Genomic DNA, 21350 nt, shown 5'->3' on the forward strand with positions numbered 1-21350 from the left:
CGTGCATGGAAAATAGCCTCTACATTCTGATCCCGCTTTCGGTTTTGCTGGTCTTCGTGATCGGCCTGATTTTCTGGTGGTCGGTGCGCAGCGGTCAGTTTGATGACCTGGAGGGGCCCGGTTTTCGTGTTCTGATGGATGAAGATGCGCCGCCTGCGCAGCCAGACAAAATCGTGCCCGAGCAAGAAAATAAGACTTTGGTGTAGTGCGCTTGATCCTGGTCAAGCCTCGTAGCAGGCGCCAAGGCATACTTCGTTCAAGCCGACGGGGGCGTCGGCGGCGAGAAGAAAATCAGCCGCAATGGTCAGGTTTTCGGCTCGTGAAGTCTCTCTGTTGGGGTTGGGGGTGCGCTTGTCGCACCCTTTTTTTCGCCCTGAAATCGGGAGCCGCGAGCTAGAAACCCTTCTCATCGTGCTAGAATTTGCGCCAGCGCAAAAACTCACTTGATGTTGATCAAAAGTGGGCCAAGAGGGCAAGGATAAACCCTCCTGTTGATCTCGGTGGTGCCGCTGTAGCTGTCTGGCTTCACGGCTGCGTCACCGGATCGATGCTCCGTTCGGTTTCGGGGTGGCAGGCGCTGGGTTCCTTCTCTAATGCGAGGTGGTCTTATGCAAACCCAGGCGACTTACGACTATCAGGTCGTGCGACAGTTCGCGATCATGACGGTTGTTTGGGGCATCGTTGGCATGCTGGTGGGCGTGATTATCGCCGCACAGCTTGTCTGGCCCGATCTGAATATTCACGAGTATCTGCACTTCGGGCGTTTGCGCCCGCTGCACACCAACGCGGTCATTTTTGCGTTCGGGGGCTGTGCGCTGATGGCGACATCGTTTTATGTCGTGCAGCGAACCTGCCACACCAGTCTCTTTTTGCCCAGGTTGGCTTCCTTTGTGTTCTGGGGCTGGCAGTTGGTCATTGTGCTGGCAGCCATTACCCTGCCGCTGGGCTATACCTCCGGCAAGGAGTACGCCGAACTGGAATGGCCTATCGACATCCTGATTGCGGTTGTCTGGGTCTCCTATGCGGTGGTGTTCTTCGGTACGCTGGTCAAGCGCAAAACGCCGCATATTTACGTTGCCAATTGGTTTTACGGTGCCTTCATCCTGACCGTGGCAGTGTTGCACATCGTTAATTCAGCTGAAGTGCCATTCTCGATGATGAAGTCCTACTCCGCTTACGCGGGGGTGCAGGATGCGATGATCCAGTGGTGGTATGGTCACAATGCGGTGGGCTTCTTCCTGACCGCAGGCTTCCTCGGGATGATGTATTACTTCGTGCCCAAGCAGGCCGGCCGGCCGGTGTACTCGTACCGACTGTCGGTGGTGCACTTCTGGGCACTGATCTTCACTTACATGTGGGCCGGTCCGCACCATCTGCACTACACCGCCCTGCCTGACTGGGCTCAGTCGGTAGGTATGGTGTTTTCTCTGGTTCTGCTTGCGCCAAGCTGGGGCGGCATGATCAACGGGATCATGACAATGTCGGGTGCCTGGGACAAATTGCGCACCGATCCGATCCTGAAATTCCTCGTCACCTCGCTGTCTTTTTATGGCATGTCGACCTTTGAAGGCCCGATGATGTCGATCAAGACGGTGAATGCCTTGTCTCACTACACCGACTGGACGATTGGTCATGTGCACTCGGGCGCTTTGGGCTGGGTCGGGATGGTGTCCATCGGTGCGATCTACTATCTGCTGCCGCGCCTGTATGGCAAGACCGAGATGTATTCGACGCGCTTGATTACCCTGCATTTCTGGATTGCGACTATCGGCATCGTTCTCTACATATCGTCAATGTGGATCGCCGGGGTGATGCAAGGGATGATGTGGCGTGACATGAACGTCGATGGCACGCTCAAGTGGGCTTTCATCGAAGTGGTCAAGGAAACTTATCCGTACTGGATTGTCCGCTTCCTGGGAGGTCTGCTCTATTTGGGTGGCATGTTCATCATGTTCTATAACATGGTGCGCACGATTGCCGGCCAGAAGGCTGTGAACGCACCGGTGCTGGCTCCGGCTGCGGCACACTGAGGGGATTCGACATGAAACTGAATAATGAATTGATCGAAAAGAGCGTCCCCCTCTTGGTCGTGCTGACCTTGTTGGTGATCAGCGTGGGTGGTTTGGTGGAAATTGTCCCGCTGTTCTTCCAGAAGTCGACAACGGTAGCCGTGGAGGGTGTCATGCCCTACGATCCGGCGCGCTTGCTGGGCCGCGACATTTATATCCGTGAGGGTTGTTACAACTGTCACTCGCAGATGATTCGCCCCTTCCGGGCTGAAACCGAGCGTTACGGTCACTATTCTGTGGCCGGTGAGTTTGTGTATGACCATCCGTTCCAGTGGGGTTCCAAACGCACAGGGCCGGATCTGGCGCGTGTTGGCGGACGTTATTCTGATGTTTGGCACCGCACTCATATGCTCAACCCGCGTGATGTGGTGCCGGAATCGAACATGCCAGCGTTTGCCTGGCTGGATCGTCCTGCGCAGGTGGACGACGTTCAGGCGCGCATGAAGGCCTTGCGCATGGTCGGTGTGCCCTATACCGATGCGGAAATTGCTGCTGCGCCCGAACAGGTCAAGGGCAAGACCGAGCTTGATGTGCTGATTGCCTACCTTCAGGGTTTGGGCACGGCCATCAAGAACAACAACTGAGCTCCGGAGGCGATCATGGATATCGATAGCGTACGTTCATTGATGACTGCTCTTGGTTTCGGGTGTTTCGTGGCCATTGCGTTGTGGGCATACAGCCACTCAGCCAAGAAGGGTTTCGATGAGGCCGCCATGTTGCCATTTCAAGAAGATGATGAAGTGGGCAGCCAGCCTGCTTCTCGCTCGCATACTCAGGGGTAAGCATCATGAGTGATTTCGTCAGCGATTTCTGGCATTACTACATTGTGGTGCTGGTAGGTTTAAGCTTGGCTTTCTGTGCCTGGATTCTCATTTCCAACATGACCAAGCGTGAGAAAGGGCCTGTCACCCTGCATCACCACATCTGGGATGAGGATCTTCAGGAATATAACCACCCACTGCCTCGCTGGTGGCTGTATCTGTTCTGGATGACGCTGGTGTTTGCCGTCGCGTATCTGCTGCTATTTCCCGGCCTTGGCGCATATAAGGGTTACTGGGGCTGGAGCGAGAAGGCGGAGTACGAAGCCGAGGTGAAGGCTGCCGAGGCCAAGTTCAAACCGATTTACGCCAAGTACGCCAAGCAGGATCTGATTGCGGTGGCGGCAGATCCCGAGGCGCAGGCCATGGGACAGCGCCTGTTCCTGACCTATTGCTCGCAATGCCATGGTGCCGATGCGCGTGGTGCCAAAGGCTTTCCGAATCTGGCTGACAATGACTGGTTGTATGGTGGTGAGCCGGAAACGATCAAGGCGACGATCACTGCCGGGCGCCAGGGCGTGATGCCGGCGTGGGGGGCTGTGTTGGGGGCTGATGGCACCCGGGATGTCGTCCATTACGTTCGTTCATTGTCTGCTCTGGCCAGTGATTCGATTCGCGCGCAGCGCGGCAAGGCTGCGTACATGCAGAATTGCGTGGCTTGTCATGGCGCAGAAGGCAAGGGTAATCCTGCTCTTGGTGCCCCAAATCTTACCGACCGTACCTGGTTGTGGGGTTCCTCGGAGACTGCGCTGACCGAAACTATCAGCAAGGGGCGTCAGAATCAGATGCCTGTATTCAAAGAGTTCTTGGGTGAAGACAAGATCCATATACTGTCCGCGTATGTATTGAGTCTGTCGAAGAATCAAAACAAGTAATTCCAATTCCTGATAGAAACGATACTTTGTTGACTTCGCCTTGCCGTGCCATAGCACTGTCTGCGGTTCGTCTTAGCGTCTCGTCTCTATCTTGAATTGGAATAAGGATTTGCCGGGGCGCGCAAGGCGCCCCGGTTTTGCCTTTCGGGGCAAGCATTTGCAGCTGATATGGCTGCGTGCGGAGAGCGCAGCATGAGTCACGAAAACAGTCATTCCGATGCCAACGCCGACTCTGAGGCCAGGCTGAATGTTGCTGCGCAGGTAGTCAGGGTGCATGCACGCGCGCGTGCCGCTGAAGATCTGGATTCGCTCTACGAAGTTCGTCAAAAAGTTTATCCGCGCGCAGTGACCGGGCTCTTTGCCGCGTGGCGCTGGGCGCTGGTGTGGTTCACCCAGATTGTATTTTACGGTTTGGCCTGGCTGCCCTGGAATGGACGCCAAGCCGTCCTCTTCAATCTGGCCGAGCGGAAGTTTTACGTGTTTGGCTGGGTATTCTGGCCGCAGGATGTGTTTTATCTGGCGGTTATCCTGATCATCTCGGCCCTCTCCCTGTTTCTGTTTACCGCTGTGGCAGGGCGCCTGTGGTGTGGCTATGCCTGTCCGCAGACGGTCTATACGCAGATTTTTCTCTGGGTTGAAAAAGTCATCGAGGGTGATCGCGCCAAGCGCATGAAGCTTGATGCCGGCGCGACCAGTGGCCGCAAGTTTTTACTCAAGTCGGCAAAGTACGCGGTGTGGATCCTGATTTCATTCTGGACGGGCATCACGTTCGTAGGCTATTTCTCGCCCATCGCCGAATTGATGCCGAAGCTTGTGAATGCCTCGTTGGGTGGCTGGGAATTATTCTGGGTCCTGTTTTACGGCGGCTTCACCTATTTGATGGCTGGGGTGATGCGAGAGCAGGTGTGCAAATACATGTGTCCCTACGCGCGTTTCCAGAGCGTGATGTTTGACCCGGATACCCTGGTCATCACCTACGATCAGGAGCGAGGCGAGCCGCGCGGTCCGCGTCGCAAGGGCGCCGATGCTGCCGGGCAGGGTGATTGTGTCGATTGTGGTATTTGCGTGCAGGTCTGCCCGACGGGTATCGATATCCGCAAGGGCTTGCAGTACGAATGCATCGGTTGTGCCGCGTGTATTGATGCGTGCGATCAGGTGATGGACAAGATCGAATTGCCGCGCGGTCTGATTCGTTACTCCACTGAAAATGCGCTCAAGAAGCACTGGGGGCGCAGCGACATCATTCGGCATGTACTGCGGCCACGCATCCTGATCTATGTGACCGTGCTGTGCGCGCTGTGTATTGCTTTGGTCTGGGGCGTCGTGACGCGCAAGCCCTTGCGGATGGATGTGATCAAGGATCGTACGGTTCTCGTGCGTGAAGTGGAAGGATCCTTGCTCGAGAACGTTTACATCCTGCATGTGATGAACATGGCCGAGCAGTCACGCCGCGTGCACTTGAGCGTGTCGGGGATTGAGGGCGTATTGCTGGATGGAGAGTCCGACCTGACGATAGCCCCTGCCCAGAAGAAGACCTTGATGGTGCGTGTCAGAGTTCCGATGGATACGCTGGAAAAGGGCGCCCATCCTGTCTATTTCGATCTTCAGGCTGAAGATGACGCGAAGTTGCGCGTGCATGAAAAAGCTGTATTTATCGCCCCTGGAAAGTAAAAATGAGCCGACCGATACAAGCCGTCCTGCCCCTTCGCCCCTGGTACAGGGAGCCATGGCCGTGGTTGTTGATGAGCCTGCCGATGACGGCGGTGGTGGCAGGCCTGGCTACCTGGGCGCTAGCCTCTCGTACTGATGATGGTTTGGTGGCGCAGGATTATTATAAAAAAGGGTTGACCATCAATCGTGTGCTCGCGCGTCAGGAGCGTGCAGCCCAGCTGGGGCTCGGTGCGAGCTTGCGGCAGTCAGGAGGCCACCTGATCCTGACACTGGAGTCGAGTCGCGAGATTGAACCTGCCGCACAGCTTCGTTTGAGTCTGATTAATCCGGCGCGGGCAGACCTTGATCGCGAGTTGTTGCTGCAGCGTGAAGGTGCCGTCTACACTGGCGAGCTAGGGTCTGTTCGGGAGGGGCGATGGAATGTTAAGCTGGAAGACGAGGGGGGTGTCTGGCAGTTGTTTGCCGAAACCAGTCTTCCCTTGGCGGAGCCTGTTCACCTTAAGCCCTGATTAACTGACAAAGGAGCTGCGTAATGGCGGTAACGCTGACGAACCGTTTGATCCTGATTCTGTGGCCTTCTTTTTTGCTTGCCGGTGTGGCAGAAATCATATTCTTCACTCTGGTTAATCCGCAGGAGCTCTATTTGCTTGGTCAGCCCGTGCATTACTCAAGTACTACAACGTATTCAGTGGGTTTTTTGATGTTCTGGGCTTTGTGTGCCACTACTTCGGCAGCCACGCTGTTTTTTGCCCGGACAAGCGAAAATATCAATCTTCCCGGAGACTCGGGATTGTGAAAAAGGCCGCTGATGAAGCGGCCTTTTTATTACATTCATTCCCTGTCTTTCATCGATAGACGAGTACTGGCACCTTGCAGTGAGTCAGTACTTTATGGGTTTCCGAGCCAAGCAACAGGCCTGCCAAACCCTTGCGTCCGTGCGAAGCCATGAAGACCAGATCACAGCCCCGATTCTGGGCCGTGTTGATGATGACTTGATAGGGGATGTCGCTGACTTCGGTTGTCGTGCTGGTTTCAAGTCCGGCGGCTTTTGCTGTAACGGCAGCCTCGGCAAGAATCCGCTCAGCCTGTTCGCGGGTGCTTTGCGCAAACTCATCGCGACTTTCCGGGGCGAGCATTGCGCCCTCGCCCGCGATGGGCAGCGGAAACTCCGGCTGCACATACAGAAAGGTGATCTTGGCCTTGAGACTGCGAGCAAACTCAATAGCGCTGGCAACAGCGCGATTCGATAGTTCGGAGCCATCAGTCGGGATCAATAGATGCTTGTACATAGGGCCTCCTGAGTTGGTTGCTGTATTTAGGCTTGCCTGCCGATGCGATGCCACCCTAAGGTCAGCTCGCTTAGCAGAAACCCTTCTGCCATGATTCATTTTAGGCTTTTCTGGAAGGAGGCAAGAAATGAATGCCAGTCAGGATGGATCTGCTCCCGGATCTGTACGGCCGTTTTATCGTGAGTGGAACAAGAAGATTGACTCCCGGATTGATCCTTTGGGCATGTTCGTGCCTTTGGCGCATGCTCAGTTGGCCTGGATGCTGCATCCGCAGGAGTTGATTGAGCATCTCATTGGGTTTTCCTCCGATGTTATGGCAGTTGCCGAGCATGCGACCCGGCGCGCTGTGGGTATGCCAAGTGAAGATCCGATTGCGCCGCAGCCTGATGATTCCCGTTTTTCGGACCCTGCATGGACAGATCATGCGAGTTGGGACATTTCCAAGGAGTGGTACCTGCTGGTCACGCGCCGCATTCAGGACATGCTCTATCAGACGCCGGGTCAGGCGGACAATGAGCGCCGGCGTGCTGCCTTCTGGTGGAGGAAGTATCTGAACTCGGTTGCTCCGACCAATTTCCTGTGGAGCAACCCGGCCGCCTTGCGTCTGGCGGTCGAGACGCACGGCGCTTCCGCGCGTGCGGGGATGAAGAATTTCATCGACGATGTGATCGCTGGTGATATCCGCATGACCAATCCCGATGACTTCAAGGTTGGCGAGAATCTGGCAACGACGCCGGGCGTGGTCGTGGCACGCAATCGCATGCTGGAGGTGATTCGGTACGCGCCGACCCAGCCCAAGCTGCACACCAAGCCGATCGTGATCGTCACGCCCTGGATCAACAAGTTCTACGTCCTTGATCTGACGGCCAAGAAGAGCATGGTGCGCTATCTGCTTGATCAGGGTTTTGACGTCTATATCACCAGCTGGAAGAATCCGGACATCTCGATGAAGGATGTCCGCTTTGAGGATTACATCACCGAAGGTGTCGATTTCGCAGTCAGTACAGCACGCACGCTTTCCAAGGCCGATCAGGTTACTGCCGCCGGATATTGTATTGGCGGCACGGCGCTGAGTATTTACATGGCCTGGGCAACGCGCCAGTATCCCGCCGATAAACAGCCGGTGGCCTGCTGGACACTGTTGACCACCTTGGTAGACTTTGCCGAGCCAGGCGATATCGAGGTGTTCATCGACGAAGGCAGCGTGGCGTATCTGACCGAGTCGATGAAGAAAAAAGGGATTCTCGAAGGCAAGGAAATGGCCTCGGCTTTCCGCTTGCTGCGCTCCAACACCCTGATCTGGCACTATTACGTGCACGGCTACTTGTATGGCGAAAAGCCGCCGGCTTTCGATGTGCTGTTCTGGAACATGGACACCACGCGCATGCCGGCCGAGATGCACTCCTGGTATCTGAAGGAACTATATCTGCATAATCGCCTGATCGAGCGCGACGCCCTGAGCATCGCCGGACAGGCGATTGATCTGGAGCGCATTGAGCAACCGCTTTACGCCGTGGGCGCAGAGGACGATCACATTGCGCCCTGGCGCCAGACTTTCCGTGTGATGAATCTGGTGCGTGGACCCAAGCGCTATGTGCTGTCCAGTTCCGGTCACATCTTCGGCATCATCAATCCGGTGGTGAATCCGCCCAAGCGGACATTCCGCGCCGAGCAGGCGCATCGCACCGATTGTGCGGACAATTGGCTGGCGAATGTCGAATCGACGCCGGGTTCCTGGTGGGAAGACTGGGTGGCCTGGCTGGCGCCGCAGTCCGGCGAGCTGGTGGCGGCGCCTGAACCAGGCAAACTGTCGAAACACAGGCTGGGCGCCGCGCCCGGGACTTACGTGCTGGAAACCTGATTATTCCCGCACGCAATAAAACACCAAGGGCCGCAAATTGCGGCCCTTGGTGTTTTGGTTTTCTGATTCGTATGCCTGTAGAGCCGCACCTGTATTGGTTCTTCAGGTATTCTGGCTGTATCGCCAATGCTGGTGTGCATCTTCGGACTGCCCGCCCAAAGATGCCCGTCCAGTGCGGCTCCTCAGCTTGCGTGTTTGACGACGAAGTCCTTCACTGCCTGCACATTCACGTCCATCACTTCGACGCGCTGCGGCAGGGCTTCGATGTTCTGCATGCTGGCCGGACGCCAGGGTTTCTCGCCCAGCGCTTCGATGATGGTCTCTTCGAACTTCGCGGGCAGGGCGGTTTCCAGCACGATGGTCGGGATGTCGGCATCGCGATGTTCCATCGCCACCTTGATGCCGTCCGCCGTGTGGGTGTCGATCATCAGGCCGTAGTCCTTGTAGACGCGGCGGATCGTGGCGAGGCGGTCAGCGTGGCTGCTGGCGCCGGAGACGAAACCGAACTCTTCGATGCGCGCCCAGTAAGGCGTGGCGGACAGGTCGAAGTAGCCGCCGGAATCGACGGCCTTCCACAGCTCGGCCACCACCTTCGGGTCGCGGCCGACCAGATCGAAGATGAAGCGCTCGAAGTTCGAGGCCTTGGAAATGTCCATCGACGGGCTGGAGGTCACCTTCACATCGGTGGTCTTGCGCGGTTTGTAGGCGCCGGTGCGGAAGAATTCGTCGAGCACGTTGTTTTCGTTGGTCGCCAGGATCAGCTTGCGGATCGGCAGGCCCATCATGCGCGCGATGTGGCCGGCGCAGATGTTGCCGAAATTGCCCGAAGGCACAGCGAAATTCACTTCCTGGTCGTTCGACGTGGTGGCCGCCAGATAGCCCTTGAAGTAGTAAATGATCTGCGCGGCGACGCGGCCCCAGTTGATCGAATTCACCGCGCCGATCTTGTGCTGGGCCTTGAAATCCAGATCGTTGGAGACGGCTTTGACGATGTCCTGCGCGTCGTCGAACATGCCGCGCACGGCGATGTTGAAGATGTTCGCGTCCTGCAGCGAATACATCTGAGCGCGCTGGAAGGCGCTCATCGCCCCATCCGGCGAGAGCATGAAAACGCGCACGCCTTGCTTGCCGCGCATCGCGTATTCGGCCGCCGAGCCGGTGTCGCCCGAAGTCGCGCCGAGGATGTTGATCTCCTCGCCGCGCTTGGCCAGCACGTACTCGAACAGGTTGCCGAGCAACTGCATCGCCATGTCCTTGAAGGCCAGGGTCGGGCCGTTCGACAGCTCCTGCAGATACAGATTTGTCTCAAGCTTGCGCAGCGGCGTGATCTGCTGCGCATCCGAATCCGGCCGACCGTTGCAGTACACCTCGGCGGTGTAAGTCTTGGCGGTCAGCGCGCGCAGATCTTCCACCGGAATGTCGGTGGCGAATTTCGACAGCAGGGTGAAGGCCAGCTCGGCGTAGCTCATGCTGCGCATCGCCGTCAGTTCGGCATCCGTGATCTGAGGATATTCAGCAGGCAGCGACAGGCCGCCGTCCTGCATCAAACCGCCGAGCAGGATGTCGGAGAAAGTCGTTTGCGGACTGTTGCCGCGGGTGGAGAGGTATTGCATGGTGTGCTCGTGTAGGGTGGGCTCGGAGAGCCCACGCATGATTTCAAATCAGTTCAGCTCTTCCAAACGAATCCGCGTGACCTTGCCGACCACAGTCGCCAGCCCTTCAATCCGCGCAATCGCCGCATTGACCTGGCCTTCAATCGCCAGATGGGTCAGCAGGATGATGTCGGTCTGCGATTCGCCTTCGCCCGGCTCCTTCTGCAGCATGGCGTCGATGGAGATCTTGCCGTCAGCGAGGATGCGGGTGATGTCGGCGAGCACGCCGGTTTTGTCTTCCACGCGCATGCGCAGGTAGTAGGCGGTCTGCACTTCTTCGATCGGCAGGATCGGCAGGTCGACGAGCTGGTCGGCCTGGAAGGCGAGGTGCGGCACGCGGTGCTCGGCGCCGGCGGTAGCCAGACGGGTGATGTCCACCAGATCGGCGATCACGGCTGAGGCCGTGGGCTCGGCGCCCGCGCCCTTGCCGTAGTACAGCGTGGAACCGACGGCGTCGGCCTGCACCAGTACGGCGTTCATGGCGCCTTCCACGTTGGCGATCAGGCGCTTGGTGGGGATCAGGGTCGGGTGCACGCGCAACTCGATGCCGGCTTGGCGGCGACGCGCGATGCCCAGCAGCTTGATGCGGTAGCCGAGCTGTTCGGCGTATTTGATATCGGTGGCTTCGAGCTTGGTGATGCCTTCGACGTAAGCCTTGTCGAATTGCACCGGGATGCCGAAGGCGAGCGCGCTCATCAAGGTGATCTTGTGGGCGGCGTCCACGCCTTCGATGTCGAAGGTCGGGTCGGCTTCGGCATAGCCGAGGGCTTGTGCCTGTTTGAGCACGTCGGCAAAAGGCAGGCCTTTGTCGCGCATCTCGGAGAGGATGAAGTTGGTGGTGCCATTGATGATGCCGGCCACCCATTCGATGCGGTTGGCCGAGAGGCCTTCGCGCAGCGCCTTGATAATCGGGATGCCCCCGGCGACAGCGGCTTCGAAGGCGACGGTGACGCCTTTGGCTTGCGCGGCCGCGAAAATTTCCTTGCCATGCACGGCGAGGAGCGCCTTATTGGCGGTGACAACGTGCTTGCCGTTCTCGATAGCGGTCAGCACCAGATCCTTGGCGATGCCGTAGCCACCGATCAGCTCGACAACGACGTCGATCTCCGGGTCGCGCACCAGTTCGAAGGCATCGGCCGTGATGCGGGCTGCGCCGCCGGTGACACGTTGGGCCAGGGCGACATCGCGGTCAGCCACGGCCGTGATGCGGATCGGGCGACCGGCACGGCGCGCGATTTCCTCGGCGTTGCGGGAGAGAACGGTCCAGGTACCACCACCTACGGTGCCAATGCCAAGCAGGCCTACATTGATCGGTTTCATGCTGATTCTTTTCGTTTGAGATTGTCGGGAGTGTTTGATTGTCCGGCAGCCATGTTTAGCGGCCGTGACGTTTGCGGTAGCCGTCGAGGAAACGGGCGATGCGGCCCATGACTTCGGTGAGATCGTCGGAGTTCGGCAGGAAGACCACACGGATGCGATCCGGCGTGGCCCAGTTGAAGCCGGTGCCCTGCACCAGCAGCACGCGCTCGGCTTCGAGCAGTTCGAGCACGAATTGCTGGTCGTCCACGATCGGGTACATCTTCGGATCGAAGCGCGGGAACATGTAGAGCGCGCCCTTGGGCTTGACGACGCTGACGCCGGGCATCGAACTCAAGGCCTCGTAGGCGATGTCTCGCTGACGTGTGAGGCGGCCGGTCGGCTTGACAAGATCGTTGATCGACTGGTAACCGCCGAGTGCGGTCTGGATACCGTACTGCGCCGGCACGTTGGCGCACAGGCGCATCGTGGCGAGGATGTTCAGGCCTTCGATGTAGTCGGCGGCGTAACGCTTTTCACCAGACACCACCATCCAGCCGGCGCGATAACCGCAGGCGCGATAGTTCTTGGAGAGGCCGTTGAAGGTGAGGAACAGCACGTCGTCGGCCAGCGCAGCCATCGAAGTGTGGGTCACGCCGTCGTAGAGCACCTTGTCGTAGATCTCGTCGGAACAGACCACCAGATTGTGTTGGCGGGCGAGTTCGATGATGGCCTGCAGCACGTCATCCGGATACACGGCGCCGGTCGGGTTATTCGGGTTGATCACGACGATGGCCTTGGTGCGCGGCGTGATCTTTTTCTTGATGTCGTCAATCGCGGGCAGCCAGCCGTTGTTCGGGTCGCACAGGTAATGCCGCGCCTTGCCGCCGGACAGATTCACGGCGGCAGTCCACAGCGGATAATCGGGCGCCGGCACCAGCACTTCGTCGTCGTTGTTGAGCAGGGCCTGCATCGCCATCACGATCAGCTCGGAGGCGCCATTGCCGATGTAAATGTCGTCGACATGCACATTGGCAATCTTCTTCTCCTGCGTGTAATGCATGATCGCCTTGCGCGCCGGGAAGATTCCCTTGGAGTCAACGTAGCCGGCCGCATTGCCCATGTTGCGGATCATGTCCTGAGTGATCTCTTCGGGCGCTTCGAAGCCGAAAGCGGCCGGGTTGCCGGTGTTCAGCTTGATGATGCGATGACCTTCTTCTTCCATCTGGCGCGCGCGTTCCAACACCGGGCCACGGATTTCGTAGCAGACATTGGCCAGCTTGGCAGACTTCGCGACGGCGCGGGCCGGGGCTTCAGCAGAAGTCCGGTGCGTTTCGTGGGTCGCGACGTGCAAGTTCTGGCCGTGTTTCATGATGCTGCTCCATGCTCCTGTGGCGGGGAAAATCCCCCGTAAACCTCCTATGATAGCGAAACCTCGTCAAACCCCGAAGCGGCAAGCTGGAAGGACTGGCGCGGCCCTTTTGCCAATACACTTTTAACCCAGATTATTCATTAGGGCGCGAGATGATGGCGAGGCAGGTTGCGAGCCAGTTTTGTGGCTTGGGGGAAGTCCATGGTTGTTTCCATGGACGCCGAGCAAGCTGCAAAAAAGGCCGCAAACCGCCCGCCAGCGCTCGCGCAGGCCCGAAGGGCTGCCTAACGGATAACCTGGGTTAATGTATGAAACTGAACCGCGAAATCATCTCCGACCTGCTCCTGATTGCGTCTTACGACGCCACGTCTTTCACCATCAACGGCCAGCGCCACGAGAGCAGCCTGATCCTGACGCCGGAGTCGGTGCAGGACTGGCCGCTGCGTGGTTTCGCCGCACTGACGGCGGAAAGCCTGGAGGCGGTGTGTGCCTTGAAGCCGGCGCTGGTGCTGATCGGTACCGGTGCGCGCCAGCACTTTCCCGCACCGGCGATCTTGCGGCCCTTGATCGAGGCGCGCATTGGCTTCGAGATCATGGATTCCGGCTCGGCCTGTCGCACTTATAACCTGCTGGCTGGCGAGGGGCGCAAGGTGGCGGCGGCACTTCTGCTTGAAGCTTCTGTCTGAGGAATCAAGGGCTTGGCAGTACTGGTCTGCAGGGCTGTTGCGAGGCCCTGAAAATGCCGATACGCTTGAGCCGTTGTTTGTTTTACCCCGATGCTCAGGAGCAAAAAAATGACACAAATGCTCGCCCCCGATCTGAGTCTGCCGGCCACCGGCGGCGCGTCCATCTCACTGGCGGCGCAACAAGGCAAAAAGCTCGTCGTGTATTTCTATCCTAAGGACAACACTCCTGGCTGTACCACGGAAGGCATCGACTTCGCGCGCCTGCATCCTGACTTTGTGGCCGCTGGCGCGGTGGTTTTCGGCGTCTCGCGCGACAGCGTGAAGTCTCACGATGGCTTCAAGTGCAAGTTCGAGTTTCCTTTTGAACTGCTCGCGGATGAGGACGAGCAACTCTGTGACGCCTTTGGCGTGATGAAGTTGAAAAATATGTACGGCAAACAGGTGCGCGGCATCGAGCGCAGCACCTTCGTATTCGATGCGGCCGGCAAGTTGGCGCGCGAATGGCGCGGGGTCAAGGTAGATGGCCACGTGCAGGAAGTTCTGGAGTTCACCCGTAGTTTGTAGTTGGTTTTGGGCGGATGTTTCGCCCTGCTGGACCCCATTCCTCTATCTTTGAAGAAAGCAGACATGGCCACCCGCAAAGCCGCAGTGAAAATCCCGCCGACCAAACTGTTTGTGCTCGATACCAACGTGCTGATGCACGATCCAACCAGCCTGTACCGGTTTCAGGAGCACGATATTTTCGTGCCGATGATGACGCTGGAAGAACTCGACAACAACAAGAAGGGCATGTCCGAAGTCTCGCGCAATGCGCGCCAGGCTAGCCGAACGATGGACGAGGTGGTCACCACCTGCGAGCATCACATCGATCAGGGTATTCCGCTGACCGTGCCCTCGCGCGGACAAGCTTCCGGCCGGCTATTCCTGCAGACCCAGGCGATCAACGCGACCCTGCCGGCCAGCGTGCCGACGGCCAAAGCGGATAACCTGATCCTGTCGGTGGTGATGTTCCTTACCGAAACGCGCAAGGATCGGCATGTGATCCTGGTGTCCAAAGACATCAATATGCGCATCAAGGCGCGTGCGCTGGATCTGGAGGCGCAGGACTATTTCAACGACAAGGTGCTGGAGGATACGGACCTCCTCTACACCGGCATGACCGAGCTGCCCGAGAATTTCTGGGATACCCACGGCAAGGATATGGAGTCCTGGAAAGAGGCCGGACGCGCGTATTACAAGGTGCGTGGCCCGCTGTGCGCCGAAATGGTGGTCAATGAGCTGGTCTATCAGGAGGGCGACAAACCCTTCTACTCCATCGTCAAGCAGAAGGATGGCCCGGCGGTGGTGCTCGAATCGCTGATCGATTACGCGCACCAGAAGAACAATGTCTGGGGCATCGTGGCGCGCAATCGCGAACAGAACTTCGCGCTGAACCTGTTGATGAATCCGGAAGTGGATTTCGTCTCCCTGCTCGGTCAGGCCGGCACTGGTAAGACCTTGCTGACCCTGGCTGCGGCCCTGACACAGGTGCTGGAAACCAAGCGCTACGCCGAGATCATCATGACCCGGGTGACCGTGCCGGTGGGCGAAGACATCGGCTTCCTGCCCGGCACCGAGGAAGAGAAGATGGGGCCGTGGATGGGCGCGCTGGAAGACAACCTCGAAGTCCTCAATGGCAGCCCGGAAGATGGCGGCGGCTACGGCGGCGAGTGGGGCCGGGCGGCGACGCGCGATCTGATCCGCACTCGGATCAAGATCAAGAGCCTGAATTTCATGCGCGGGCGCACCTTCCTCAACAAATTCCTGATCATTGATGAGGCGCAGAATCTGACCTCCAAACAGATGAAAACGCTGATCACCCGCGCCGGCCCCGGCACCAAGGTGGTCTGTCTGGGCAATATTGCGCAGATCGATACGCCTTATCTCACCGAGGGCAGTTCCGGGATCACTTACGTGGTGGATCGCTTCAAGGGCTGGGAGCACAGCGGGCATATCACGCTGCAGCGTGGCGAGCGTTCGCGCCTCGCGGATTACGCTGCGGAAATCCTTTGATCAGGTCGCCGGACGGCAAGATGTTTGGCTGTGCGGCGTGAATAAAGCCTCTGCGGGGCGAGCGGTCTGGAGACGCTTGCCCCGCTTTGCTTTTCAGGCTGCATGCCTGAAGAGCAAGGCAGCATGCGGATTGGCGAGGATAAGCCGGGCTAATGGCCGATCTTCGGCTGGCGAAGGTTTACACTTCGGCGATACGAAGGTTATAGTCCGGCCCATGCACTTTTTGCCCTCCCGCCTCCTGATGACGTTTTGCCTGCTGATTGCCACACAAGTGGTACAAGCCGACGAGCCTGCCGCAACGCAGCCGGCCGAGGCGTCTGCAGGCAAGGTCAGCACCCTGATCGACAAGGGTTTCGGTTATCTCGGCGTGCGTTACCGCTTTGGTGGCAACAGCCCGGAAACCGGCGGCTTCGATTGCAGCGGGCTGGTGCGCAAGGTCTTTGGCGATGCGCTGGGCCTGAATCTGCCGCGCACGGCGGCCGAAATGGCGCGGCTCGGTGACAAGGTTGGCACGCCGGATCTGAAGCCCGGCGATCTGGTCTTCTTCAACACCATGCGCCGCGCCTTCTCGCACGTTGGCATCTATCTGGGTGATAACAAGTTTCTGCATGCGCCAGCGCGTGGTAGCGCGGTACGCGTGGAAGCCATGGATCAGAGTTACTGGATGAAGCGTTTTAACGGCGGGCGCCGTCTGGTTTCCGAAGCGCAAGCCGCGCCGCTGACGCCTCCGCCGCTGCTGGCTTTGCCGTCGGAACAGACTCAGTAAGTTTACTTCCCGTTTGCCGGACCCGAGGCCACCGCATTTGCGCTGGCCTTTTTGCTGTCTGCGCGCAGTGCCTTGTAAGGCCTCGCGAAGGCGCCACCGGCCTTGATCCAGGCGGGGAGCTTGGCCAAGCCGACATAGGCTTCCTGCGCATTCGCGTAAGCGCCATAGATCACGCCGATAGTTTGCTTCGGGTCATTCTTCACCACGAAGAGGCGCAGCTGCGCCGGGTCGATGGCTTTGTTGGCGCTGGGGATGAAACTTTCCAGTGTCGGCGCATTGGAGGCCGGAATCGAGCGCAACTGGATGAACCATTGCGTGTCGGCGATCTTGTCCATGTCGGCGCGTGAGGCGAGCAGGCGTTCGCGCGCAATCGGGCCAAGTTGTTCGGGAATCGGGGCGTAGCGTTCCGGGTTGCTGGCAGTGGGCGGCGCGCTGCTAATGATCCTGGCTGGAGAGGAGCTACTGGCGGGTGTCTGCGGGGTGGCAGGCTGAAGAGCCTTGATGGGCGTGCGTGTTGCGGCCGTCTGCTCGAAGATCGTTGCCGTGTGCGGCTCTACAGGAGGGTTGGAGTTCTGTCCTTCGCTGCTTGCATCAGGCGTTGCGGATGAGGGCGCACTGCTTGGTGCGGCCTCGCGTGTCTCTGCCGGAATCATTTGCCAGGCGACCAGGGCGCTGACGCTGAACAGGGCGAGGCCGCCCAGGCTCATCAGGATCTTGCGTACGGGTAGTTCGGCATTGCGATAGTTGGCGTCACGGATGGCGGCGCTGACGTGTTTGTCAGTGATGGTGTGGGTATTTTCGGCAAAGGCGGCGAGCAGGGTTTTGTCGGCCAGGATGTTGACGCGCCGGGTCAGCCCCTTGGAAGCGCGCGCAATCCGTTCCAGCGCCTGGGTATTGAACAGGTCCGGCCCGCGATAGCCGGCGGCGCGCAGGCGGAAATCGACGTAGTCGCGGATCTGATGGTGATCCAGTGGTTTCAGGAAAAAGCTCTGAGTGATGCGTTCTCGGAGCGAGCGCATGGCACGCTCTTCAAGGATTTCGTCGAGCTCCGGCTGACCGAAGAGCACGATCTGCATGAGCTTGCGCGTGCCCGTCTCCAGGTTGGAGAGCAGGCGGATCTGGTCGAGCGATTCGCGCGGCATGGCGTGCGCTTCGTCGATGATGGCGATGACGCGGCGGCCTTCGCCGTAGAGACCAATCAGGCGATGTTCGATCTGGCGCAGCAGGCCGTGACCGTCCGCGGTGTCAATCTCCAGTTCGTGGCCCACGGTGGCGATCAGTTCGGCCGGGCTAAGGCTGGGGTTGGCGATATAGATGATCAGTGTTTCGGGCGGCAGGCGTTCGATGAGCATGCGACACAGCATGGTCTTGCCGGTGCCGACTTCGCCGCTGATGCGGATGATGCCTTCGTCGCTTTCCAGGGCGAAGAGCAGGGCGTCGAGCAGCGGGCCGCGCTGCGCTCCGGCGTAGAAATACTCGGTTTGCGGCGTGATGCGGAAAGGGGCTTGCTGGAGTCCGAAGTGTTCGCGGTACATGGTTTCAGTCCGAAAGCGTGTCAGACGGGAAAATGGCTTCGCCGTAGCGGGCCAGGGTTTCGATGCGGTTGTATAAGGTGGAGCGGTTGAGACCGAGCAGGCGGGCGGCCTGGGCCATGTTGCCGCGTGCGGCGCGCAGGGCGGCGGCAATGTAGTCGCGTTCGACGCGGCGCAAGGCTTCGTCCAGCACGATGCCGCCGGAAGCCTGGATCTGCGCGGCCAGATCTCCGCTTTGAATGGCTGGAGAAGCTTGCTGGGCAGGCGTCTCCGGCAGGCTGTCGGCATCCAGTTCAGCCTCCAGTGCGGCGCGCCCGACCAGCTGGCCGGCGTGGCGGCTGAGCAGGCGCACGACGATGTTGCGCAGCTCGCGCACGTTACCGGGGAAGTCATAGGCCAACCAGCAGGCTTGGGCTTCCGTATCCAGCCGGCACGGGCTGACCGCCATCTGGCGGGTGTAGTCGTTCAGAAAATGTTCGAGCAGCAGGCTGCGATCATCGCCCAGACTGCGCAGCGGCGGCATGGCCACGCGCAGCACGCTGAGGCGGTGGAACAGGTCGGCGCGAAAGCGCCCGGCGCGGGCGTCGAAACGCAAATCGCGGTTGGTGGCGGCGATCACGCGGGCGTGAGTCTTGCGGGTTTGAGTTTCGCCCACGCGCTGATATTCGCCCGACTCGAGTACGCGCAGCAGCTTGGGCTGCAGATCCAGCGGCAATTCGCCAATCTCGTCGAGGAACAGGCTGCCTTCGCCAGCTTCCTCGAAGTAGCCGGCTTGCGCGCCGACCGCGCCGGTAAAGGCGCCGCGGGCATGGCCGAACAGGGTGGCTTCGATCAGGCCGGCAGCAATTGCAGCGCAATTCAGGGCGACGAAGGGCTTGTCGCGCTGTGGTCCGAGTTCGTGCAGGGCGCGCGCAGCGATTTCCTTGCCGGTACCCGATTCGCCCTCGATCAGCACTGGGAAGCGCGTGGCGGCGTAGTGCTGGAGTTGTTCACGGGCAGCCAGGATGGGCGCGCTCTGACCCAGAATGCGCGGCAGGGCGGCGCTTTGCAGCAGCTCCCGGCTTTCCTGTTGGCGCAGGCTGAGGGCACGCGTCAAGGCCGCGCGCAGTTGTTCGGGGGCGACCGGCTTGGCGAGGAATTCCAGTGCGCCCAGGGTGAGGGCGTGGCGGGCGTGGGCTTCTTCGTCCTGACCGGAGAGGACGATGATCTTGCATAACGGGTCGAGCGCCAGCAGCTCGCTGATCAGCGCCAGGCCTTCGTCAGCACGATTCACGTGGGGTGGCAGGCCCAGATCCAGCAAGGCCAGATCGGGCGCGCCGGCGCTTTGTAGCAGCGCCAGGGCTTGCGGGCGGTCGCTGGCGACGACGAGTTCAAAATCCCGTGCGAGCAGGTAAGCCAGACTGTTCTGGATCAGCGGGTCGTCATCGACGATGAGCAGACTTGGGCGTGAGGCGGATGTCATGCGGCAGCGTGCGGTCCCTTAGTGTTTTCAGTGCTTGCGGCGCAGTGTAGCGCATCCGGCTACGGTGTTGCTGCGAAGGCTGGAGTGCTGGCGGCATGTATCTCAACGATGCGTTGATGTGTGATTGGTTTTGGAGCGGCCGGGTGATTTGATTGCAACGTTCTCCGTTGGATCAAATTTGTTCAAAGAGATTTACATACATGCACGAATGTATGTATATTTTGCTTCAGAGCAGATCACGTCACGTCGTTGTGTGCACGACGCGCCAGTCATTGGTGAAGTGATGGCATGCTAAAATCCGCCTCCAATCGAGTTGCGTTCGTCGGAATAAGAAAATCTTGAATACCCCAAGTAATGCCTCTTCCCTGGTGGATTTGCGTGACTTGCGTTTTGGCTATGGCGCAACTGACGTATTGCATGGCGTGACCCTCAAGGTGCCGCGCGGCAAGGTTGTGGCCATCATGGGCGGTTCGGGCTGTGGCAAGACGACCCTGATGCGCCTGATCGGTGGCCAGCTCAAACCCAAGAGCGGGCAGCTTACGGTGTGCGGCGAAAGCGTGCCGGAACTGGATCGTACTGGTCTGTACGCGCTGCGTCGGCGCATGAGCATGCTGTTCCAGTTTGGCGCCTTGTTCACCGACATGTCGGTGTTCGACAACGTCGCCTTTCCGATGCGCGAGCACACCGAGTTGCCCGAGGTGATCATTCGCGATCTGGTGTCGATGAAGCTGCATGCGGTAGGTCTGCGCGGCGCGGCGCAGTTGATGCCCAGCGAATTGTCCGGAGGCATGGCGCGGCGCGTGGCCTTGGCGCGTGCCGTTGCTCTCGATCCTGAATTAATGTTGTATGACGAGCCCTTTGCCGGTCTTGATCCGATCTCGCTGGGGGTGATCGGGCAGCTGATCCGCAGGCTTAACGATGCGCTGGGGGCGAGCTCCATCGTGGTGACTCACGATGTGCAGGAATCCCTGAAGATCGTCGACTACATCTATTTCCTGTCCGAAGGCAAGGTGGTTGCCGAGGGGACACCGGCTGAAATCCAGGCCTCGACCGACCCGTGGGTGCATCAGTTCATGTGGGGCGAGGCCGACGGCCCGGTTCCTTTCCAGTACGCCACCAACAATACCTACGAGCAAGCTTTACTGGGAGATCAGGGTGCTTGATCGTTTTCTGTCTTTTTTCGGCTTCATTGGCGAACGCGCGATCGCTGCCGTGTGGCGTCTGGGCTTTGCTGCGCGCTTCTTCGGCATGTTGCTGCTGCTCTCCGGTAGCAGCTTCCGCCGGGTCAATCTGACCCTGCGCGAAGTCTATTTTTCCGGTGTGATGTCGCTGATCATCATCATGGTGTCGGGCTTGTTTGTCGGCATGGTGCTGGGCTTGCAGGGCTACGACACGCTGGCGCGCTATGGTTCGGAAGAGGCGCTGGGCGTGCTGGTGGCGCTGTCGCTGGTGCGTGAGCTGGGGCCCGTGGTGGCCGGCTTGTTGTTTGCCAGCCGGGCCGGTTCGGCGATTACCGCCGAAATCGGTTTGATGAAGGCGACCGAGCAGCTCGATGCAATGGATATGATGGCGGTGAATCCGATCGCCCGTGTGGTGGCTCCGCGTTTTTGGGGCGGGGTGTTGTCGATGCCGCTGCTGGCGGCGCTGTTTTCGGCAATGGGCGTGCTGGGCGGTTATCTGGTCGGCGTAGTGATGATTGGTACGGACTCAGGTAGTTTCTGGGGGCAGATGCAGGCCTCGGTGGACTTTCAACGCGACATTCTGAATGGCGTGATCAAGAGCGTGGTGTTCGGGATTGCCGTGTCATGGATTGCGGTTTTTGAAGGTTACGATTCTGATGCGACCGCCGAAGGCGTGTCGCGCGCTACCACTCGGACAGTGGTGACTTCTTCGCTGGCCATTCTCGGGCTGGATTTTATTTTGACCTCGCTGATGTTCAGGGGCTGATG

At 59.1% G+C, this 21350-nt stretch carries 21 protein-coding genes; 15 read left to right on the plus strand and 6 right to left on the minus strand.

The genetic code is table 11. The annotated features are described in order from the left end of the window. The first annotated feature begins 5 nt into the window (after positions 1-5). From ccoS to ABXR19_RS11040, 8 genes are all read left to right on the plus strand, one after another. On the plus strand, positions 6-206 hold the full coding sequence (ccoS, locus tag ABXR19_RS11005) for a cbb3-type cytochrome oxidase assembly protein CcoS (protein WP_354601174.1): 201 nt from the start codon (positions 6-8) through the stop codon (positions 204-206). Positions 207-608: 402 nt separating this feature from the next. Then, positions 609-2030 carry a cytochrome-c oxidase, cbb3-type subunit I gene (gene ccoN / locus ABXR19_RS11010; RefSeq protein WP_354601175.1) on the plus strand — a complete coding sequence of 474 codons (1422 nt, stop codon included), beginning with the start codon at positions 609-611 and terminating at the stop codon, positions 2028-2030. 11 nt (positions 2031-2041) lie between these two features. Beyond that, complete coding sequence (gene ccoO / locus ABXR19_RS11015) at positions 2042-2653, plus strand: cytochrome-c oxidase, cbb3-type subunit II (RefSeq protein WP_435594319.1); 612 nt, start codon at positions 2042-2044, stop codon at positions 2651-2653. A gap of 15 nt (positions 2654-2668) precedes the next feature. Beyond that, on the plus strand, positions 2669-2851 hold the full coding sequence (locus ABXR19_RS11020) for a cbb3-type cytochrome oxidase subunit 3 (RefSeq protein WP_354601176.1): 183 nt from the start codon (positions 2669-2671) through the stop codon (positions 2849-2851). Between the two features lie 5 nt (positions 2852-2856). Then, the gene (gene ccoP / locus ABXR19_RS11025) at positions 2857-3762 is read left to right on the plus strand and encodes a cytochrome-c oxidase, cbb3-type subunit III (protein ID WP_354601177.1); all 906 of its coding nucleotides are present in this window, start codon (positions 2857-2859) and stop codon (positions 3760-3762) included. 192 nt (positions 3763-3954) lie between these two features. Then, positions 3955-5433 carry a cytochrome c oxidase accessory protein CcoG gene (ccoG, locus tag ABXR19_RS11030; protein WP_354601178.1) on the plus strand — a complete coding sequence of 493 codons (1479 nt, stop codon included), beginning with the start codon at positions 3955-3957 and terminating at the stop codon, positions 5431-5433. 2 nt (positions 5434-5435) lie between these two features. Further along, positions 5436-5942, plus strand: coding sequence for a FixH family protein (locus tag ABXR19_RS11035; RefSeq protein ID WP_354601179.1), 507 nt, complete (start codon positions 5436-5438; stop codon positions 5940-5942). A 23-nt stretch (positions 5943-5965) separates the two neighbouring features. Then, positions 5966-6229: a hypothetical protein gene (locus tag ABXR19_RS11040; RefSeq protein ID WP_354601180.1), complete on the plus strand. Its 264-nt coding sequence runs from the start codon at positions 5966-5968 to the stop codon at positions 6227-6229. 49 nt (positions 6230-6278) lie between these two features. On the opposite strand, the gene ABXR19_RS11045 is transcribed toward ABXR19_RS11040, so the two are convergent. Continuing rightward, positions 6279-6722 (minus strand): universal stress protein, encoded by a 444-nt coding sequence (locus tag ABXR19_RS11045; RefSeq protein WP_354601181.1) that lies wholly within the window; start codon positions 6720-6722, stop codon positions 6279-6281. Between the two features lie 127 nt (positions 6723-6849). Between ABXR19_RS11045 and ABXR19_RS11050 the strand changes: the two genes are divergently transcribed. Next, positions 6850-8583 carry a PHA/PHB synthase family protein gene (locus ABXR19_RS11050; RefSeq protein WP_435594320.1) on the plus strand — a complete coding sequence of 578 codons (1734 nt, stop codon included), beginning with the start codon at positions 6850-6852 and terminating at the stop codon, positions 8581-8583. 182 nt (positions 8584-8765) lie between these two features. Here ABXR19_RS11050 and thrC read toward each other — a convergent pair whose 3' ends face one another. The 3 genes from thrC to ABXR19_RS11065 are packed head-to-tail and all read right to left on the minus strand — an operon-like array spanning position 8766 to position 12903. After that, the gene (thrC, locus tag ABXR19_RS11055) at positions 8766-10196 is read right to left on the minus strand and encodes a threonine synthase (RefSeq protein ID WP_354601182.1); all 1431 of its coding nucleotides are present in this window, start codon (positions 10194-10196) and stop codon (positions 8766-8768) included. A gap of 48 nt (positions 10197-10244) precedes the next feature. Further along, positions 10245-11555 carry a homoserine dehydrogenase gene (locus ABXR19_RS11060; protein ID WP_354601183.1) on the minus strand — a complete coding sequence of 437 codons (1311 nt, stop codon included), beginning with the start codon at positions 11553-11555 and terminating at the stop codon, positions 10245-10247. A 55-nt stretch (positions 11556-11610) separates the two neighbouring features. Continuing rightward, positions 11611-12903 carry a pyridoxal phosphate-dependent aminotransferase gene (locus tag ABXR19_RS11065; protein ID WP_354601184.1) on the minus strand — a complete coding sequence of 431 codons (1293 nt, stop codon included), beginning with the start codon at positions 12901-12903 and terminating at the stop codon, positions 11611-11613. 308 nt (positions 12904-13211) lie between these two features. Here ABXR19_RS11065 and ABXR19_RS11070 point away from each other — a divergent pair, with 308 nt between their 5' ends. The 4 genes from ABXR19_RS11070 to ABXR19_RS11085 all read left to right on the plus strand — a co-directional run bounded on the left by ABXR19_RS11070 (position 13212) and on the right by ABXR19_RS11085 (position 16407). Further along, on the plus strand, positions 13212-13589 hold the full coding sequence (locus ABXR19_RS11070; protein ID WP_354601185.1) for an Mth938-like domain-containing protein: 378 nt from the start codon (positions 13212-13214) through the stop codon (positions 13587-13589). A gap of 108 nt (positions 13590-13697) precedes the next feature. Continuing rightward, positions 13698-14153, plus strand: a complete 456-nt coding sequence (locus tag ABXR19_RS11075) for a peroxiredoxin (protein WP_354601186.1) — start codon at positions 13698-13700, stop codon at positions 14151-14153. A gap of 63 nt (positions 14154-14216) precedes the next feature. Beyond that, positions 14217-15641, plus strand: coding sequence for a PhoH family protein (locus ABXR19_RS11080; protein WP_354601187.1), 1425 nt, complete (start codon positions 14217-14219; stop codon positions 15639-15641). Between the two features lie 241 nt (positions 15642-15882). Beyond that, positions 15883-16407 (plus strand): C40 family peptidase, encoded by a 525-nt coding sequence (locus ABXR19_RS11085; protein ID WP_354601188.1) that lies wholly within the window; start codon positions 15883-15885, stop codon positions 16405-16407. Positions 16408-16409: 2 nt separating this feature from the next. Here ABXR19_RS11085 and ABXR19_RS11090 read toward each other — a convergent pair whose 3' ends face one another. Continuing rightward, on the minus strand, positions 16410-17942 hold the full coding sequence (locus ABXR19_RS11090; protein WP_354601189.1) for an AAA family ATPase: 1533 nt from the start codon (positions 17940-17942) through the stop codon (positions 16410-16412). Between the two features lie 4 nt (positions 17943-17946). Continuing rightward, positions 17947-19401 (minus strand): sigma-54-dependent transcriptional regulator, encoded by a 1455-nt coding sequence (locus tag ABXR19_RS11095; protein ID WP_354601190.1) that lies wholly within the window; start codon positions 19399-19401, stop codon positions 17947-17949. Positions 19402-19739: 338 nt separating this feature from the next. On the opposite strand from ABXR19_RS11095, the gene ABXR19_RS11100 reads away from it, so the two are divergent. Together ABXR19_RS11100 and mlaE are read left to right on the plus strand one after the other, a co-directional pair. Continuing rightward, on the plus strand, positions 19740-20564 hold the full coding sequence (locus ABXR19_RS11100) for an ABC transporter ATP-binding protein (protein ID WP_354601191.1): 825 nt from the start codon (positions 19740-19742) through the stop codon (positions 20562-20564). Then, positions 20557-21348 (plus strand): lipid asymmetry maintenance ABC transporter permease subunit MlaE, encoded by a 792-nt coding sequence (mlaE, locus tag ABXR19_RS11105; protein ID WP_354601192.1) that lies wholly within the window; start codon positions 20557-20559, stop codon positions 21346-21348. Before ABXR19_RS11100 ends, mlaE begins: the two co-directional genes overlap by 8 nt. Positions 21349-21350: the final 2 nt, after the last annotated feature.

This window comes from Uliginosibacterium flavum (assembly GCF_040566545.1).
GTDB classification, from domain to species: domain Bacteria; phylum Pseudomonadota; class Gammaproteobacteria; order Burkholderiales; family Rhodocyclaceae; genus Uliginosibacterium; species Uliginosibacterium flavum.

Bases quoted from the DNA above. Each gene is read 5' to 3' on its own strand.
- ccoP (WP_354601177.1), top strand. From the start codon at position 2,857: ATGAGTGATTTCGTCAGCGATTTCTGGCATTACTACATTGTGGTGCTG.
- ABXR19_RS11090 (WP_354601189.1), bottom strand. From the start codon at position 17,942: ATGTACCGCGAACACTTCGGACTCCAGCAAGCCCCTTTCCGCATCACG.
- ABXR19_RS11095 (WP_354601190.1), bottom strand. From the start codon at position 19,401: ATGACATCCGCCTCACGCCCAAGTCTGCTCATCGTCGATGACGACCCG.
- ABXR19_RS11060 (WP_354601183.1), bottom strand. From the start codon at position 11,555: ATGAAACCGATCAATGTAGGCCTGCTTGGCATTGGCACCGTAGGTGGT.
- ccoO (WP_435594319.1), top strand. From the start codon at position 2,042: ATGAAACTGAATAATGAATTGATCGAAAAGAGCGTCCCCCTCTTGGTC.
- thrC (WP_354601182.1), bottom strand. From the start codon at position 10,196: ATGCAATACCTCTCCACCCGCGGCAACAGTCCGCAAACGACTTTCTCC.
- ccoG (WP_354601178.1), top strand. From the start codon at position 3,955: ATGAGTCACGAAAACAGTCATTCCGATGCCAACGCCGACTCTGAGGCC.
- ABXR19_RS11020 (WP_354601176.1), top strand. From the start codon at position 2,669: ATGGATATCGATAGCGTACGTTCATTGATGACTGCTCTTGGTTTCGGG.
- ABXR19_RS11070 (WP_354601185.1), top strand. From the start codon at position 13,212: ATGAAACTGAACCGCGAAATCATCTCCGACCTGCTCCTGATTGCGTCT.
- ccoN (WP_354601175.1), top strand. From the start codon at position 609: ATGCAAACCCAGGCGACTTACGACTATCAGGTCGTGCGACAGTTCGCG.
- ABXR19_RS11075 (WP_354601186.1), top strand. From the start codon at position 13,698: ATGACACAAATGCTCGCCCCCGATCTGAGTCTGCCGGCCACCGGCGGC.
- ABXR19_RS11050 (WP_435594320.1), top strand. From the start codon at position 6,850: ATGAATGCCAGTCAGGATGGATCTGCTCCCGGATCTGTACGGCCGTTT.
- ABXR19_RS11085 (WP_354601188.1), top strand. From the start codon at position 15,883: ATGACGTTTTGCCTGCTGATTGCCACACAAGTGGTACAAGCCGACGAG.
- ABXR19_RS11035 (WP_354601179.1), top strand. From the start codon at position 5,436: ATGAGCCGACCGATACAAGCCGTCCTGCCCCTTCGCCCCTGGTACAGG.
- ABXR19_RS11045 (WP_354601181.1), bottom strand. From the start codon at position 6,722: ATGTACAAGCATCTATTGATCCCGACTGATGGCTCCGAACTATCGAAT.
- ABXR19_RS11040 (WP_354601180.1), top strand. From the start codon at position 5,966: ATGGCGGTAACGCTGACGAACCGTTTGATCCTGATTCTGTGGCCTTCT.
- ABXR19_RS11080 (WP_354601187.1), top strand. From the start codon at position 14,217: ATGGCCACCCGCAAAGCCGCAGTGAAAATCCCGCCGACCAAACTGTTT.
- ABXR19_RS11065 (WP_354601184.1), bottom strand. From the start codon at position 12,903: ATGAAACACGGCCAGAACTTGCACGTCGCGACCCACGAAACGCACCGG.
- ccoS (WP_354601174.1), top strand. From the start codon at position 6: ATGGAAAATAGCCTCTACATTCTGATCCCGCTTTCGGTTTTGCTGGTC.